The sequence below is a fragment of the Lactobacillus sp. B4005 genome, from assembly GCF_026536045.1.
Taxonomy (GTDB): domain Bacteria; phylum Bacillota; class Bacilli; order Lactobacillales; family Lactobacillaceae; genus Lactobacillus; species Lactobacillus panisapium.
The window spans coordinates 288540-305020 of record NZ_JAFNOZ010000001.1 but is presented as its reverse complement, the minus strand read 5'-3'; the positions used below and the strand labels follow the sequence as shown (position 1 = coordinate 305020).

The window sequence follows — 16481 nt, the reverse complement described above, 5'->3', positions numbered from 1 at the left end:
CAAATATAGTAGAAAACAAAAACCCGAATTTTGTTCCAATGCAATCAAAATTCAGGTTTTTTATTGTTAGATAGTCAATTTTATTTTTAAGCTACTTTTACTGTTCCGTCTACTACAGCAAGAGATAATGAATTGGTATCACATTTTTCTATTCGACAACTTAAGCAAACACCCGCAATTTCAAACACTGCTACAGTTTCATCGATTAATACTGAGAATTGGTATTCCGTATCAGGCTTTAAGTTTACTTGCCTAGTAAGCCCAATATTCATCATCTGATACCAGTGCAAATTAGGTGTACGGCGGACGCTTAATTCTTGTTTATTGAAGTCGATATTAAACTCATAACCAACCTTAGTCTGAGGATTTTCAAAAAAAATGACGGAAAAGCTTCTCGTTCCCTTTTTATATTTAATTTTATTTGTTAACAAATAGCTCCTACCGGATAATCTTTTATGATAACTAATTTCACTTCTTTTATATGGCGTACTGATTTCTTGTGGAATAAATTTAAGCTGATCCTTCACCGCCAATTTTAAAGCCGTGGGTAGTGCGGTTTTTAGTTCTCCATTTTCACTTATGAGCACTCTTAGTGGTAAAAAGGTTCCACCCCATAAATAATTATTTCCGTCTTTTCCTGCTTCTTTTGATGGTACCCAGCCAAAAAGAAACCGCTCGATTCCGTTAGATGCAGTCCTAGCAGCATAATAAGCCCTACCATTAAATGTGTCTTGTGCCGGTATTATCCAGGGTCCCATAATACTTTTACTCATCGCATAATGGGTCGTTTTTTCTAAATCATATTCAGAGTATACCAGATACCACCAATTCTTTTCTTTAAATAGCTGTGGCATTTCAATCATTGTATATAAGTTTGGTGCCCAAAAATCACCTTTAAAAGACCATTCCTTTCCATCTTTGGAAACATAATAAACTAATCGGCCACTTTTTTCTTTTTCATTTGTTTTAAGCCTTGTTCCAAGAATTAAAAAATATTCTTCTCTTTCTTCGTCCCAAACTAAATTAGGATCACGCCAGTTATTAGAGTCGTATCCCGGCTGCGGTAATAAGTCTATAGCGATACCATTTTTTTGCCAGTTTATTCCGTCATTGCTAGAAGCACGCATTAAAACTTGAGAAGGCTTATCTTGCTCAATAAAATTACGGTTAAAACCTGTATAAATAGCCTGTATTTTCCCTTTTAAATCTTCATAAACACTACCAGCATAAATAAATTGGTCATTTGCTGTTTCTGTGCCTCTTTTCAGCACTTCACCATAGCGTTGATAGTTAACAAAATCGCTAGTTGTTGCAAGCTCCCACCCAAAAGGATCGCCAAAAGGAACAGGATTTCGAGTATCTTTTTGAAAGTAAAGATAAAACAAGCCTTCTTGACTATTGTAAAAAGGCATACAGTCACCAAAAAAACAATTGTCAGGCCTAAATAAATATTTTTCCATTACTCAATCCTCACTGATCAAAATATCTTTAATGCACTTAAGGCAAAAGAAAGAATAACCATTAACAGAATGATTTTATTCGCGCTAACCTTTTTTCTAATTAGCCAAAATGTTCCTAGCGTTACCGTTAAAGGAATTATACCCAACATTATTTGATCTAGTATTTGTTGTAAATTAAAGGTCATGCTGCCCATTTTAAACTTTAAGATTGTTTTTAAGGTAACTGTGCTATAAGTCATCGCACCAACCATAATCATTCCTAAAATTCCAGCGGCCTTAGTAATGATCTTCATTAATCCATTAGCGTATGCCTTTTGAATGAATTCACCCCCAAGTTCATAACCATACTTCAAGCCATAATAGCGTGCTAATAAATTGGGAACATTATAAATAACTAGAAATAAAATAGGTCCTAAAATGTTGCCTGCTTTGGCTAAACTAATACCTATTCCAGCAGCAATAACTCTAATAGTTCCCCAGAAAAGTGAGTCACCAATACCGGATAATGGCCCCATTAGACTCGCTTTAACAGCATTAATTGAACTTGGATCAAAATCAGAGATCTCTTTATTTTGTTCTTCCATACTTGCAGCTATTCCCATCGGAAATGGTGCAATTGCTGGCGTAATATTAAAATATGCCAGTCCTCTCTTTAAAGCAGAAATTCGTTCATTTTTATCTTCAGGATTAGGATATAACTTTCTTATAAATGGTAATATCATATACAAAGCGCCAACTCCGGCACCATTAATGTAATTCCATGAACCTTGAAGCAAGAAAGAGCGCCAAAAAATTTTTCGAAAAGTTTTTTTATCCATTAACTGCTTACTTGCCGTAATCGTTTTTTGTTGCTTAGTCATTGAAAAAATCCTCCTCAATCGAATCCTCATTACTTGGTGAATCCTTCGGCTGCTCTACCGTTTTCATGTTTTTTACGTCTAAAATGCTCTTATCGATTGATGACAAGATAACGGCAAGAATAATCCCAATTAGAGCAACCGCAATAATTGGTAGCTTTAAATAACAAGCTAATAAGAAACCTAATAAAAGATAAATCATGTTACCTTTTTCGTAAATCATATTAAGAAGAAGAGCGATTCCAAGTGCAGGTAGCATTTGACCTAAAACCGTTAGGCCATTCATTACCACTTCTGGAATTGCATGTACTAATGTAGAAATCGAGCTTGAACCTAAATAAATACCTAAAAAGCCAATGAGTGCATAAACCAGCGGACCACCAATAATACTCAAATATTGCAAGTGTTCAATTGCTTTACTTCGGTCAGTCTCAGCATATTTTTCAAAAAAAGTTAATAATAACCCACGAATAAATATTACTAATTGATTAACAAAAACGGCTAATAAACTAATTGGGACAGCCAAAGATAGTGCTACTGCAACTCCTTGATGATTTAAAATAGCAAATGCAGTACCAAAAATGGCACCCGTCATGGAATCAGATGGCATTGCTCCTCCTATTCCGCTTATACCCAAAAAAATAACCTCCAAAGAAGCACCCATCATAATGCCGGTTTTTAAATCACCAAGTGCCAGTCCGACTAGCATTGACATTACTAAAGGTCTTCGAATCATCGGATCGGACATCCCACAATCAGAAAAATTTCCAATGAACATGATTAATGCAACCCATAACGCTGGAACAAACATTTTTTACCTCCCTCGTCAAATTAAGTCTGCTAATTGAATGTCCGGATCAGTTGGTACTGGTTGGACATTGATTTTTATTTTGGTAGCAAGCAATTCTTGCAAAATCTGCTCATCTTTTGCCGTTACAAAAATATTTTTACTAAGCTGCTTTTTCTCAGACATATTTTCACTGCCAACTCTGCCATAATTACCTAAATTTATTAGCGGAATATTAGGTACTTTTTGTGCGATTTTTAAAGCATCTTGTGGCTTGTTTACTACAACCATGATCTTTAATTTATCAGCTTTAGGATTATTTAATAGCCCGATGGCTTTATCGATACTAACGAAAAAGGGTTTTATGCCTTCTGGAACTGACATTTTCAGCGCCATTATTTGTACCTCATTATTTAGGATCTCGTCATTTGCCACAACAATCCGATTAACGCCCAAATATCTGCTCCAAACAACTGCCACTTGACCGTGAATTAACCGATCATCTACTCGTAAAAGACTAATCAAAGAAATCATCCTCCTGTTCATTCTGTTCAATTTTAATTTGCTTAATTGTTGCTTTGCCGGCTTTAATTCCTGCCTTTATGCATGTTGCAATATCTGCCTGGTTTAAGATCATGCTGAGTACAAGCATCGAATTCATCCCCGAGACTAAATACACATTTTGATATTGCAAAAACTCCATTAACAGCGTGTTAACACTGCCTCCCGGAAAATCAGAAATAAGAACAATCTCATGCCTTTTGTTTTCGTTAAGTACAGACTTTATTTTTTGCTTAAGATCAACCGGTCCTTGCCCTTCTTTCATACTAAAAGAGATTAAATTTTTTTGTTTTCCACTTATCAGTTCAACGGAATTTTTTACTCCATCGGCTAAAGTGCCATGACTTACTAAAATAAATTTACGCATTTTTTCACCTCCAATTTCTATCATTTTCTTTAGAGCAAATATTGTGCCAACAGTTAGAAAGCCTTTCATTTAAATGATTTCTTTCAAGCATAAAAAAATAAAGTGCCTTTTTTAAGCACTTTTTTAAGCATTTTTATATCTTGAATTTGCCTTAAAAAGCTCAAAGATTAGAGACAATTCATAGTCATCAACCGTAATATTGTATTTGACCTCAATTGGATGAAAAATTTTTTTAGCAACTTGATAAAATTCTTTTTCATTACTTGTAATAGCTTTACTTTTAATTTCAGAGGCATCATCTTTTTTTAGCATTAGTCGCTCAAGCATGAGAGCTATATGCATATATAGGCTTAGTTTAAATTTGTTACTTAAGTCAAGATGATAATAATTTTCAAACTTAGTGACAATTCCCTGAATCTCAGGTATGACTTTGTCCGGATTCAGGAAACGCAGCCTTCCCTTAATTCCGCCAATTGTAAAAAATCTTAAAAACGAAGTTAACAAATTATTGATAGTTTCCGGCTTTTCACCCAAACTTTTTAGTAGTAGTCGCAGCCTTCGATCACCATTTCTATCCATTATGTTATATATGTTTAAAACTTCAGTTGAGTTCTGTTTTGGCAAATCATTAGTGGTCAGAATAAATTTAGTATTAGCAAAATAAGAATTCTCATGGCTCTTAAGAGCTAATTTCAAATCATGATAATCCATTGTGATAATAGCTATTTTAGTGTTCAGGTGCTTTTTTAGAATCCTTTTTACCTCTTCAGATAGTCCCACACCAGACATACAGGAGACGATGATATTAGCTTGTGGTGAAATTCCTTCATAGTATTGAACATTCATGGTTTTAGGATACTTTTCTGCTTCGGCAGCTATTTTCTTGAAAGTTTCATTGTGTTGAATTTTCATTCCTAAATCAAGCGCAATTGATGTCGTCAAGTTGTTAATTACCAATAAATCATTATTAAGCAGTGGTTTAACTTGTTGGTATAACTTACTTAGGGAACCCATATCAAACAAAAGAATTGTGCCTTCGTAACCACGATTCTGTTGTTTAAGGTAGTGGTTAACTTGGGTAACAATTTGCTTATTTGAGACTTCCAAAGGCATATCAAAAGCCTCAAAAATGTAACTTTGGCATATATCATTAACAATTGAACAAATATCAGAAGCAATTCTACCACCATGACAAACCATAATCCCCAGTAGATTTTGGTGTTCAAGATGAGCGGCTATGTCATCAAAGACAGTATATAAAAGGATAATATCTACTAAAGTTGAGGATATGTTGAAAGATAACCTTTGCTGAACTTGTTTACATAAATAAATTGTACGTGGATAACGTCGTTTAATTAATGCATCAATGGCTGCTAGTTCAGATATAGTAGTATTTTCCTGCATAAGTGCTATTAAAGCTGAGGCTTGCTTTATTTTTGAATCTTTCAAGTACGAGGTGAACCCATATTTTGCCCCAACAATTTTTAAAGTCGTCTTAAGTTCTCTAACAAGATAATTGGTATAATCTTCATCAACAGCCAAGTGTGCGACATTTTGTTGTAAATCGCGAAGAAATTGTGTAATGGTTAATGATTGATCAGTAAGAGAATGCTTTTGCTCCTCATTTTCTCGCAATGTGTTTATTAAAGTGCTTAATAATGTCTGACATAAAGAAGATGAACACTGCAATATCTTTTTAGTTTGACTACTTTTAATCAACCAACTACCTTTTTCGATATCACTATCTGTACCAATATTTAAAGTTAAAAATGTATTATCACGATGATAACTTTCTGCACACATTAGTTTAATTTTATTTTCAAGTGAGCCAACATTGCCGATAAATTGAGAATTAAGTAAATTAGTGATAGTACCGTAAGAAACACGGATAGAACAGTCAATTCGGGAACTTTCTTTTTGAAAAAAATATTCAATTAATGAACATTTTTCGCTTATTGGCCTGCTTGTCCAAGAAGGTAATGTTACTTGCAAAGGAACGCGTCGACGAAAAGTTTTTAAAAGATTAGTTTCAATTTTTTCAGTAGTGGCAAACAAAAAACGAATATTAACATGCTTGACATGCTCACTCTCACCTAAAGGATAAAAATTACCCGAATCAAGTAAAATAAAAAGTTTTTCCTGACTTTCACGCGGTAAGCGATGAACTTCATCTAAAAACAAATAGCCATTATTAGCCTGATCAATTAAACCAGTGCGATCCTCATCAGCACCAGTAAAAGCACCCTTTTTGTAGCCAAACAGAACTGCAGACAGTAGTTCAGGGTTATCAGCATAATCGGCACAATTTAATGCCACGAAATTTGCATTCGAAGAAATTACACCAACTTCCTGAGCATACCTAAAAATTAAAAAGGCCAAATAGCTTTTGCCAGATCCTGATGGACCAGTGATAATGATTGGAAAACCATTTGGAGGGTAATTAACAACTGCCTTACACTCCTTTACAACTTTTTTAAGACTACCATTGGCACCAATTAAGTCACTAAATGTTGAGTTTTTAGGCAAGTCTAACCAATAAACAGGTTTTGTTCCCCGTTTTTGCAATAAATTTTCCTGATAAAGCTGCGAAAGGTACAAGCTTACCACACCTCGCGACAGTTTCATTGCCGAGGCAACTTCCTGAGTGGTAACCATTTCTTGTTCTTGCAACATTTTCTTAACTTGAGCTAATACCCGATACTTGGCCCTCATAATAATCACGTCCTTTTTAAGCGCTTACTCAATTTAACCATATTTATCTTCTCTTCCCAAGTTAAGAATAACAAGTTAAAAAAAGCCTTACCTTATGGTAAGACTTTAATAATTAAAAAATAGGAATTTATTCTACTTTTGTGCTTCTAATCTAAATAAATTTAAATAGCTAAGAAAAATAATTACACTAATGACAGTCATGACCAAAAAAGCTACCTGACTACCTTGAGCAGTTAACACGGCATAATTACCCGGCCTTTTTTGCCAAGCTGAAATAATTGTTGCCATCACTGTCGTGCCCATTGAACCAGCATATTGTTGCCCTGTTTGAAATACCGCGGTTGCATCAGTATGCAGTTCATCTGGTTGCAGTTTCGAAGCCTCCGCCATTGTATTGTTAAAGGCCATTTGCCGACCAATAATCATAATACCGTAAAAAACACCAACTAAAAGCGTAGAAATTTTTAAACCAAAAATTGTAAATAATAAACTGGCACTGAAGCAGAACAATGTTCCCGTCAAAAATGGAATCTTTGGGCCCTTTTCATCATAAATATGGCCAAACCAGGGATTCAAGATACCACTTAAAATACAGCCAGGCAATAAGACTAGGCCGCCGACCAGAGAACTAGCATGATTAACGATCTGAACATAGTTAGGTAAAACAAAACTTGTACCAATATTAATAAACTGTAATAACAAGTATGAGATCATCGCAAAGATGAATGGTTTATTCTTGAAAATAGCTAAGTTAATGAGCTTTTTATCGCTTGTCTTAGATAGTTTAATAAAAATGAACACCAGAATTGCGACCACAATCATACTAAGCCAAAACCCAAGATCAGTTAAGCCATTGCTAATGCGGTTAAAGCCAATATTAAAGATGACCATTGCTGCCGCAATAACACCGTAACTTAACCAGTCAAAACTTGGGTGCTTTTTTTCATGATACTGTTCAACCGTAAAAAATCCAAGTAATAACACCAACAAAGCGATACCGGAAACAATATGAAAAATTAATGGCCAGCCAAAGTAATATACAACTGTTCCACCAAAAGTTGGGCCGAGTGATGGTGCCAAAATGACGACCAAACCCGTTAAGCCCATATAAAAGCCCCACTTTTCTTGTGGCATCAATTCAACAACCAGATTAAACATTAATGGAATAGATAAACCTGCCCCGACTGATGAAATCAATCGACCAGCTAGTAAAACCCAGAAATTTTGGGCAAACCCGGCAACAAGCGAGCCGCCAATAAAAGCTATGGCAGCAGTTAAAAATAACTGCCTAGCTGAAAAACGGTCATTCAAATAAGAACTCGAAACCATAATCACCGCAATCATTAGCAAATAGCCTGTAGTTGTCCACTGCACTAGCCCTAAGCCGATATGAAATTGTTTCATTAATGTCGGAAAGGTAACATTTAAACTAGTTTCCGTCAAAATTGAGACAAAAGCCATTAAAGCACAGCTAATGATTGCCAAAACGTGTTTGGGCGTTTCTGTTTTCTCTTTCATAATAAACTCCTTATCTTTAATAATAAAAAAAGAGTAAAAAGCGATTAACTTTTACCCTTTCCATAATTGACTAAATATCAATAATTTAACATGTACAGGATGAACTATACTAATTTTGTTTTTCCAATTTACCTAATTTCTCAATATGATTGATAAAACAATGCTATTAAAGATAATGTTAGTAAATACACTTAAACTATTTTATTGCTTTTTCGCAAAAAACGCAATTAGCTTTTAAATAAATAGTCTTATTCTTTTTCAAAGCGAGCTGAAAGATCATCGTGTAAGTCTTCATAACCAGGTTTGTTTAAAAGACCAAACATGTTGCGCTTGTACTCTTCAACACCAGGTTGGTTAAATGGATTAATACCATTCAAATAGCCGGAGATTGAAATTGCTAATTCAAAGAAGTAAATCAAGTAGCCTAAAGTATGCTCAGTTTGATCTGGAATGTTAACAGTCATCACTGGGACACCACCATCAGTGTGAGCTAAAACTACACCTTCATATGCGCGGTCATTAACAAAATTGAGACTCTTACCTGCTAAGAAGTTCAATTGATCTAAATTACGGTCATCTGTTGGAATTTCAACATCATTTGCAGGATTCTCGACTCTAATAACAGTTTCAAATAAGTTACGAAGTCCTTCTTGGATATATTGTCCAAGTGAGTGCAGATCAGTAGTGAAGTTAGCACTTGCTGGCCAAATTCCCTTGTTGTCCTTACCTTCAGATTCACCCATCAATTGTTTGCACCATTCACTAAACATTCTTAATGTTGGTTCATAGTTTTCAACAATTTCTGTCGTGTAACCTTTACGGTATAAAATATTGCGCAAAGCAGCGTATTGATATGGCGTAGCCTTAGTAACATCAGTATCTTGATAATCACTACGAGCATCGGCTGCACCCTTCATCAATTGATCAATGTCAGCACCAGAAACAGCAATTGGCAATAAACCTACGGCTGAAAGGACACTAAAACGACCCCCGATATCATCAGGAACAACAAATTCTTCGTATCCTTCAGCATCTGCTTCAGTCTTCAAAGCACCTTTTGCTCGGTCAGTTGTAGCGAAAATGCGTTTTTGTGCTTCTTCTTTGCCATATTTTTGAATTAACTTATCTTTGAAAATGCGGAAAGCAACAGCTGGTTCAGTCGTTGTACCTGACTTAGAAATAACATTGACGCTAAAGTCCTTGTCACCAAGCCATTCAATCAAATCATGAAGATATGAGCCAGAAAGTGAGTTACCACAAAAGACAATTGTAGGATACTTTTCTTTGCCCTTGCCGTAAAATGCACCATTTAAGAATTCAACTGCTGCTTGTGCGCCAAGGTAAGATCCTCCAATTCCTATACAGATTAATACCTCAGAATCGTCTTGAATCTTCTTAGCAGCTTTTTTAATCCGGTCGAATTCATCTTTATCATAATTAACTGGTAAATCTAACCAGCCGAGGAAATCGCTGCCCGCACCGGTTCCGTCTTTTAATTCCTTAGCCGCAGCGTCAACCATGGCCTGCATTTCGCCTAACTCATTTTCATGAACAAACGGTGTTAATTTAGTGCTATCGAATTTAATTAAATTCATACAATACGCTCCCCTTTTTGAATTAAATATCTATTTCACAAAACCATTTTAGCAATCTTATTTTATAAATACCAGAGCTTTTTGAATAGTTTTATAACTTTTGCCGAACTCTTTGTACTAGCCAGTAAAGCAGGTATCCCAAGGCTGTACCACAACTATTAAAAAAAACATCGTCAATATCACTCACGCCAGTTGCTAATAAAAATTGCATTGCCTCTATAAAAATCGAAAACATCATTCCACTTAGTAATACTCTAATAAATGTTTGCCTTTTTGAAAAAACAAATGGTGCCAAAAAGCCAAAAGGCAAAAAACAAATAATATTACCAAAAGAATTATAAACAAAGTCTAAGCGGCTTTGCGCATAAAACATTTTCCAAGTTTCTTTCATAAATACCAAGTTAATGTCACTTAACGGCCGGTGAAAGTTAAAAGAAAGCTGCCACGGAAAATATGTTCCCCGAAAGGTTGTTAGCATTAACACTAAGATTAGATAAAATGCAAACAGCCACACAGAGGCTTCGGATTTGATTGTTCGACGTCGTCTTATCGCCATTAGCCACAACAAACGCAGCACCATAAAAACTAAAAAGTAAAAAATAGTTTTATCAAACGCTAGCACAATTAACTTGATCAAGGCAAAATGGTTAATTTGTGTTGCATACATTTGAGCAATTAGGTTATATAGCGGTCCTAAAAATATCATTTTTGTTCAGTCCCATACATAATAGTATTCATTTAAATTATACTCAATCTTGACCAGTTAATTCTTAAAAAAGGACTAACAATGCAGAAAAGATTGTCTAAAACTGCTGAAAATCTTAAAATAATTAAATAAGGAGAGTTCACTTTGAAAAAAAAGAATCTGATTAAGTTCATTCAGACACGAACAGGCTTTTTCTGCCTTTTAGTGGTGTTATTCACACTGAAATACATTTTCGCAGCATATCACGATTTTAACCTGGGCATTTCCGATCCTTACCAACATATTATTATGTGGTTGAGCCCGATTGGCACGACAATCTTGTTAATCGGCATCGGATTTTATTTTCCTAAACCAATAGTTTCATACTGTGTGATGCTACTGATGGATTTTGCCGATACCGGCTTGCTTTTTGCCAATATTCTTAATTATCGGCAATTTTCCGATTTTATTACGGTAAAAACAATCGTTAATGCCGGTAAAGTTGCACCAGGGCTTGGTAAAAGTACAGTTGCCCTCTTACAGTTTTCCGATCTATTTCTTTGGCTTGATCTAATAGTAATTATCGGCTTATTAATTGCGCGCAAAATTAGAATTGACCCAAAATCTTATGGCCTACTAACACCGTTTGCAATCACTTCTTTTGGCGCAGTAGTTTTGTCACTAAACGTGTTCATGGCAGAATCTTCTCGGCCACGCTTATTAGGTACAACTTTTGATCGGTCATATATTGTCAAATATCTTGGTATTAATACGTTTACGATCTATGATGGCATAAAAAATGAGCAAACTGAGCAAGTTAACCGCAACGCGAACACTGCCGATTTAAATAAAATTTTGGCTTACACCAAAAAAGGCAAATTACCGGTTAACCCCCAATATTATGGTGTAGCTAAGGGTAAGAATGTGATTATAATCCATTTAGAAAGCTTCCAACAATTTTTAATTGATTTAAAAGTTAACGGCAAGGAAGTTACACCATTTCTCAACTCAATCTATCATAGCCGGCATTCACTTAGTTTCGCTAATTTCTACCATCAAGTTGGCATTGGCCGGACCAGTGATGCGGAAAATATGCTTGAAACCAGTACCTTTGGTATTTCTGATGGCTCATTATTTACTGCCCTTGGTAGTTCTAATACCTTTCAAGCTGCACCACAAATCTTACGTGAACATGGCAATTACACCTCTGCCGTATTTCATGGTAATGTGGGCTCATTTTGGAATCGTGACGATGTTTACAAAAATATGGGCTATAACTACTTTTTTGACCAAAATTACTTCAGTTATGACCGCAGTGATCGAATCGGTTATGGTATTAAAGACAAAATTATGTTTGCGGAAAGTGTTAAGTACTTGGAAAGAATGCAGCAGCCATTTTATACCAAGTTTATTACCGTAACTAATCACACTCCCTTTGATATGGACGAAGAAGATTTAGATCCATCTTTTAAAACTGCTGACACGAATGATAAATCAATTAATAATTACTTTGAAACCGCCCATTATCTTGATCAAGCCGTCCGCGAATTTTTTAACTACTTAAATCGTTCTGGCTTAAGTAAAAATACGATGGTTGTCATATATGGTGATCATTATGGTTTAAGCAATTCGGAAAATGAAACCTTGGCTCCGATTGTTGGAGAAAGTTCAGATACTTGGAACAGTTATAACAATGTCCAAATGCAGCGAGTTCCCTTCATGATTTATTCACCTAAAATAATAAAGGGAGAAATTAAACACGAAGTAGCCGGTGAAATTGATGTATTACCAACATTACTTCATTTATTAGGTATTTCTAATCGCCATTATGTTCAATTCGGAAATGACTTATTATCACCAAAATATAAGCCTTGGATTGTCTTCCGCAATGGTACTATCGTTAGTCAAAAATACGTCATCATTGGTGGCAAGGGGCAAAAAGGTGTTGTTTACGACCGTCAATCTGGCAAGCAAATTATCAATTTTACTAGACAAGAAAAAATTGAAATTGCTGCTTTAGCTAAAAAGGGTAAAATGTCGCTTAAATATTCAGATCTGTTAAACAACCATAACCTTCTACGCTTTTACACCCCAGCTGGCTTCAAACCTGTTGATCCGGGACAATTCGATTATTTAACTAATTTTCAGCAAATGGAAGAAATAAGAGAAAAACTAAAAGGGCATTCAACAGCCCTAATAACTAAACATCACAAATCCACCACTAATTTGTACAAAACCGATGCTGCTGAATTGTCTGGCCGGCATGAGGAAATCACGAATATTCCGGATTCGGTTTCGGGCAATCACTTAGTTGAAAAGAAAAATAAAGCTAGTAAAAAAGGTAGAAAGTCTTATAATTAAAAAATAAGGATATCAGAAAAATTTCATTTTTAATGGAGGTTACCTTAATTATGTTTAAAGCAATAATTGCCATTTTGGTTATTCTACTCGTTTTATCATCTTTACGCGTTGTACCACAAAATAACGAAGGACTAATTGAGACTCTGGGCAAATATTCTAGAACCGTTAAAGCCGGTCTAGTTATTATCATTCCAATTATTCAGAAAATGCGGCGCGTTTCTTTAGCTATGTTTCCAGCAGAAATTTCAAAGTATTCTATCATTACCAAAGACAATGCTGAGATTACCACTAGCTTGACTTTAAATTATTTGGTAACTGATTCTTATAAATATTTTTACAATAATACTGATTCAGTTAAATCGATGGTTGAATTAATTAGAGGGCATTTACGTGACATCATTGGCCGCATGGACTTAAATGAAGCTCTCGGATCAACGAGTAAAATTAATACCCAACTAGCTGACGCCATTGGTGATTTAACTGATGTTTATGGTATTCGGGTTGTGCGGGTCAATATCGATGAATTGTTACCAAGCGCTGAAATTCAGAAAGCAATGGATAAGCAATTGACCGCCGATCGTGAAAAAATTGCAGCTATTGAAAAAGCTGAAGGTGAAGCTAAAAATATTGAATTGACTACTAAAGCTAAAAATGATGCTTTAATTGCAACGGCAAAAGCAAAAGCCGAAGCCGTTAAAACAGAAGCAGATGCTGAGGCATACAGAATTAGTAAGTTGCAAAGCAGCTTAGCTGAGGCTAGTGATGGGTACTTTAAAAATCAAAGTTTGGATAGCTTTAATAAATTAGCCGCTGGTCCTAACAATATGATTGTAGTTGACAAAGATGATATGACTAATTTAAGTTCAATTCCAGCAACAGCTAAAGTTTGGAATGAATCTACTAAAAACGAATAAGCGAACATAAATTAGTAAACAAAAAAGACACTTTAACTAAAAGCGTCTTTTTTCGTTACTCAGTAGTGTATTGTTCATATCCCTTATCAAAAAGTATAATCGTAAAAATCGCGCCATGCTTTGGTTGAGATCTAACCGTAATTTTACCGCCATGCTGTTTGATGAGTGAAGATACAATAGACAATCCAAGGCCCGATTCTCCAGAACCATCACGTACTCGTGAAAGATCTGCTTTGAAAAATCTTTCAAAAATATACTTCATCTGTTCATCACTCATCCCAATCCCGCTATCACTAACGCTAATTTCAGTTCCATGATCTATTCTCTTACCATAAATCGTAATTTCACCCTTTTTAGTGAACTGAATAGCGTTTTGAACGAGATTAACGATTATTTGGGTAAAGCGATCCTGATCAGCATAGATTGGTAAGTTAGTTGAAGCAATAACCGTAATTTTATCATGTACTTTTTCAGCATTATGCGAAAGTTGAATAGATACATCATTTAAAATTTTCGCAGCATTAAATTCTGTCTTAGTCAAAAGAATCTGATTGTTTCTAATTTTTTCAAAATCAAGATTTTCATTTACTAGTCTGATTAAACGCTTAGTCTCACGCTGCATTAGTTCAATTGATTTCGGTTTTGATTCTTCAGGGATTGCATTGTACTGCAATCCCTCTAAAATACCATTAATTGTTGTCAAAGGCGTACGCATTTCATGAGCCGCATCAGCTAGAAATTGATCACGTCTTTTTTCCTGCTTTTTAATCTCATTATCGGATTGTTTCAATGTTCTTACCATTTGATTAAAATTAGCAGCAAGCTGATCAATTTCATCATGCCCCGTATAATTTAATTGAACTTCAAAATTGCCTGCGGTAACTCTTTGTGTTGCATGGGTTAAGTGTTTAATTTTATTCGTAGTGTAATAAGATAAAGCAAAACTTAGCCCCAGTCCAACTATTAATGCAACTATCAAGGCATTGACTAAATTTTGCTTGGCCATAGTAATTGGTTTTTCCACATTTTTGACACGGGCACCAATCCAAACAGCACCAATGAATCGATGTTCACTAATCCAAGGAACCAGCACGCCAGTGCATGAATCTTTCGTATGGCCGAGATAAGTATGAGAGTCGTTGTTATTTTTAATTCGAATTTCTTGTCCCTGCTTCAAAATTGCTAAAACATCAGAAGCTAAATGTAAATCCTCAGATGTCTTGGGATATATTTGCTTACTTTTAGAATCAAAAACACGAATGTGAAGATCATCCCCATGTAAAATAAATTCTAATTGATGTAAAAATTCGGAGTTAAGCAAATAAGTACCGTTTTTCTTATCAGTAGTTGCAAGTGACCCCAGAGCCGATGCGTAATCTTCCATTCGTTGGTAATTTTGAGAATAAGATTGATTAGTAACATACAAAATTTCAGAATACCCAATAATCCCCACTGTGGTCAGAATAATCAGCAAAAAACTGAGCATGTGCTGATAAATTAACTTCATATTGTAAATTTATACCTGCGAATCATCAAATTTATAGCCGACACCCCAAACAGTCTGAATAACTTTAGCACCAACCTTTTCTAGTTTTTGCCTTAGTTTCTTTATGTGGGCGTCAACTGTTCTTTCTTCGCCAAAGTAATCGTAACCCCAAACGGATTCAAGCAACTGTCCGCGCGAAAACACCTGTTTAGGTTTTTGAGCCATTGTATACAATAAATTAAACTCTTTCGGAGTAATATAGTCAACTTCCTTATTATCAAATAGTACTTCTCGTCTTTTTTTAGAAATTTTCATATGTTTAGTTTCGACATCAAAAGTCTCATCTCTTTTTTCAGAGTTGACTTTGCTTTGATTATCTTCAATCATAATCCTGCGTTGCAATGCCTTAATACGAGCAATTAAGGCAAGTGGACTAAACGGTTTTGAAACATATTCGTCTGCTCCAACTTCCAATCCTAAGATTTGCTCAGCCTCACTATTCCTAGCGGTTAACATAATAATTGGAATTGTTGGTGAGATGGCACAAACTTCTTTTGCAACTTGAATACCATCTTTTTTAGGTAAATTTAAATCTAAAGTGATCAAATCATACTGGTCAGGATTTTTAGCAAACATTTTGACAGCTTGCTCACCATCAACAGCTACATCCATGGTCCATCCTTCTTTTTTAATAAACATGTCCATCATTTCAGCAACTGATTTATCATCCTCAACCATTAAAATTTTCAAATTCTTTTCTGGTTTCATTTTCGGTCCCTAAATCCTTTAGTTTTTACCCTTTTTATATTGTCAGGATCCGTGTAATCACGCGGTAATTCATGACGTTTAAGCAAAAATTGCTTCAAATTTTTTTCTGTCACCATAATTGGAAACAGAAGAAAAAAATAAAATGTAAGTAGCCAAAGCAAAAAATAGCGATCCCACTCAAAAGAATGAATCCCAATTCCTAATATTATCTGAATTCCGCCAAAAATAATAAAGTAAAAGCTTGCCCTTTTTTGAGCAAATTTAAAACTAGCTTTATTAACCTGAGCTAAGTATGAATAATAACCATAAAATGGGCAAGGTTTCTTGGGTGGGTTAACTAGCCATAAAATACCTACAACTAGAATAATCGACCCAAAAGCTATATAAATCATACTGTCTCCCCTTTTAAC

Annotated in this window: 14 protein-coding genes; 2 read left to right on the top strand and 12 right to left on the bottom strand. The window is 35.1% G+C overall.

Annotated elements, in window-relative coordinates:
- Positions 1-86: 86 nt before the first annotated feature.
- The 9 genes from J3U73_RS01585 to J3U73_RS01545 form a co-directional block, all read right to left on the bottom strand.
- Entirely contained in the window at positions 87-1460 is a 1374-nt protein-coding gene (locus J3U73_RS01585) for a family 43 glycosylhydrolase (RefSeq protein WP_267409388.1), read from the bottom strand.
- Positions 1461-1477: 17 nt separating this feature from the next.
- On the bottom strand, positions 1478-2320 hold the full coding sequence (locus tag J3U73_RS01580; RefSeq protein ID WP_258562436.1) for a PTS system mannose/fructose/sorbose family transporter subunit IID: 843 nt from the start codon (positions 2318-2320) through the stop codon (positions 1478-1480).
- On the bottom strand, positions 2313-3128 hold the full coding sequence (locus tag J3U73_RS01575; RefSeq protein ID WP_267409387.1) for a PTS mannose/fructose/sorbose/N-acetylgalactosamine transporter subunit IIC: 816 nt from the start codon (positions 3126-3128) through the stop codon (positions 2313-2315). The genes J3U73_RS01580 and J3U73_RS01575 overlap by 8 nt, the downstream gene beginning before the upstream one ends.
- A 15-nt stretch (positions 3129-3143) precedes the next feature.
- Positions 3144-3629: a PTS system mannose/fructose/N-acetylgalactosamine-transporter subunit IIB gene (locus tag J3U73_RS01570; protein ID WP_220269522.1), complete on the bottom strand. Its 486-nt coding sequence runs from the start codon at positions 3627-3629 to the stop codon at positions 3144-3146.
- Complete coding sequence (locus tag J3U73_RS01565; RefSeq protein WP_267409386.1) at positions 3622-4032, bottom strand: PTS sugar transporter subunit IIA; 411 nt, start codon at positions 4030-4032, stop codon at positions 3622-3624. The genes J3U73_RS01570 and J3U73_RS01565 overlap by 8 nt, the downstream gene beginning before the upstream one ends.
- 123 nt (positions 4033-4155) lie before the next feature.
- Positions 4156-6744, bottom strand: coding sequence for a sigma 54-interacting transcriptional regulator (locus tag J3U73_RS01560; protein WP_267409385.1), 2589 nt, complete (start codon positions 6742-6744; stop codon positions 4156-4158).
- A 132-nt stretch (positions 6745-6876) separates the two neighbouring features.
- Positions 6877-8262, bottom strand: coding sequence for an MFS transporter (locus tag J3U73_RS01555; protein ID WP_220221023.1), 1386 nt, complete (start codon positions 8260-8262; stop codon positions 6877-6879).
- A gap of 248 nt (positions 8263-8510) precedes the next feature.
- Entirely contained in the window at positions 8511-9857 is a 1347-nt protein-coding gene (locus tag J3U73_RS01550) for a glucose-6-phosphate isomerase (RefSeq protein ID WP_267409384.1), read from the bottom strand.
- A gap of 91 nt (positions 9858-9948) precedes the next feature.
- Complete coding sequence (locus J3U73_RS01545) at positions 9949-10563, bottom strand: VanZ family protein (protein WP_220269518.1); 615 nt, start codon at positions 10561-10563, stop codon at positions 9949-9951.
- A gap of 144 nt (positions 10564-10707) precedes the next feature.
- On the opposite strand from J3U73_RS01545, the gene J3U73_RS01540 reads away from it, so the two are divergent.
- Complete coding sequence (locus J3U73_RS01540; protein WP_267409382.1) at positions 10708-12903, top strand: LTA synthase family protein; 2196 nt, start codon at positions 10708-10710, stop codon at positions 12901-12903.
- Between the two features lie 50 nt (positions 12904-12953).
- Positions 12954-13817, top strand: coding sequence for an SPFH domain-containing protein (locus J3U73_RS01535; RefSeq protein WP_258562435.1), 864 nt, complete (start codon positions 12954-12956; stop codon positions 13815-13817).
- Between the two features lie 55 nt (positions 13818-13872).
- On the opposite strand, the gene J3U73_RS01530 is transcribed toward J3U73_RS01535, so the two are convergent.
- From J3U73_RS01530 to J3U73_RS01520, 3 genes are read right to left on the bottom strand one after another with little or no spacing between them, the layout of a single operon-like run.
- Positions 13873-15324, bottom strand: a complete 1452-nt coding sequence (locus tag J3U73_RS01530) for a sensor histidine kinase (RefSeq protein WP_267409381.1) — start codon at positions 15322-15324, stop codon at positions 13873-13875.
- A gap of 9 nt (positions 15325-15333) precedes the next feature.
- On the bottom strand, positions 15334-16071 hold the full coding sequence (locus tag J3U73_RS01525) for a response regulator transcription factor (protein WP_309478035.1): 738 nt from the start codon (positions 16069-16071) through the stop codon (positions 15334-15336).
- Positions 16068-16463 carry an SdpI family protein gene (locus J3U73_RS01520; RefSeq protein WP_220269514.1) on the bottom strand — a complete coding sequence of 132 codons (396 nt, stop codon included), beginning with the start codon at positions 16461-16463 and terminating at the stop codon, positions 16068-16070. The genes J3U73_RS01525 and J3U73_RS01520 overlap by 4 nt, the downstream gene beginning before the upstream one ends.
- Positions 16464-16481 lie beyond the last annotated feature (18 nt).

Excerpts from the sequence above, each read along its gene's own strand:
- J3U73_RS01550 (WP_267409384.1), bottom strand. The coding sequence starts at position 9,857 with ATGAATTTAATTAAATTCGATAGCACTAAATTAACACCGTTTGTTCAT.
- J3U73_RS01585 (WP_267409388.1), bottom strand. The coding sequence starts at position 1,460 with ATGGAAAAATATTTATTTAGGCCTGACAATTGTTTTTTTGGTGACTGT.
- J3U73_RS01575 (WP_267409387.1), bottom strand. The coding sequence starts at position 3,128 with ATGTTTGTTCCAGCGTTATGGGTTGCATTAATCATGTTCATTGGAAAT.
- J3U73_RS01565 (WP_267409386.1), bottom strand. The coding sequence starts at position 4,032 with ATGCGTAAATTTATTTTAGTAAGTCATGGCACTTTAGCCGATGGAGTA.
- J3U73_RS01545 (WP_220269518.1), bottom strand. The coding sequence starts at position 10,563 with ATGATATTTTTAGGACCGCTATATAACCTAATTGCTCAAATGTATGCA.
- J3U73_RS01525 (WP_309478035.1), bottom strand. The coding sequence starts at position 16,071 with ATGAAACCAGAAAAGAATTTGAAAATTTTAATGGTTGAGGATGATAAA.
- J3U73_RS01555 (WP_220221023.1), bottom strand. The coding sequence starts at position 8,262 with ATGAAAGAGAAAACAGAAACGCCCAAACACGTTTTGGCAATCATTAGC.
- J3U73_RS01580 (WP_258562436.1), bottom strand. The coding sequence starts at position 2,320 with ATGACTAAGCAACAAAAAACGATTACGGCAAGTAAGCAGTTAATGGAT.
- J3U73_RS01535 (WP_258562435.1), top strand. The coding sequence starts at position 12,954 with ATGTTTAAAGCAATAATTGCCATTTTGGTTATTCTACTCGTTTTATCA.
- J3U73_RS01560 (WP_267409385.1), bottom strand. The coding sequence starts at position 6,744 with ATGAGGGCCAAGTATCGGGTATTAGCTCAAGTTAAGAAAATGTTGCAA.
- J3U73_RS01520 (WP_220269514.1), bottom strand. The coding sequence starts at position 16,463 with ATGATTTATATAGCTTTTGGGTCGATTATTCTAGTTGTAGGTATTTTA.
- J3U73_RS01530 (WP_267409381.1), bottom strand. The coding sequence starts at position 15,324 with ATGAAGTTAATTTATCAGCACATGCTCAGTTTTTTGCTGATTATTCTG.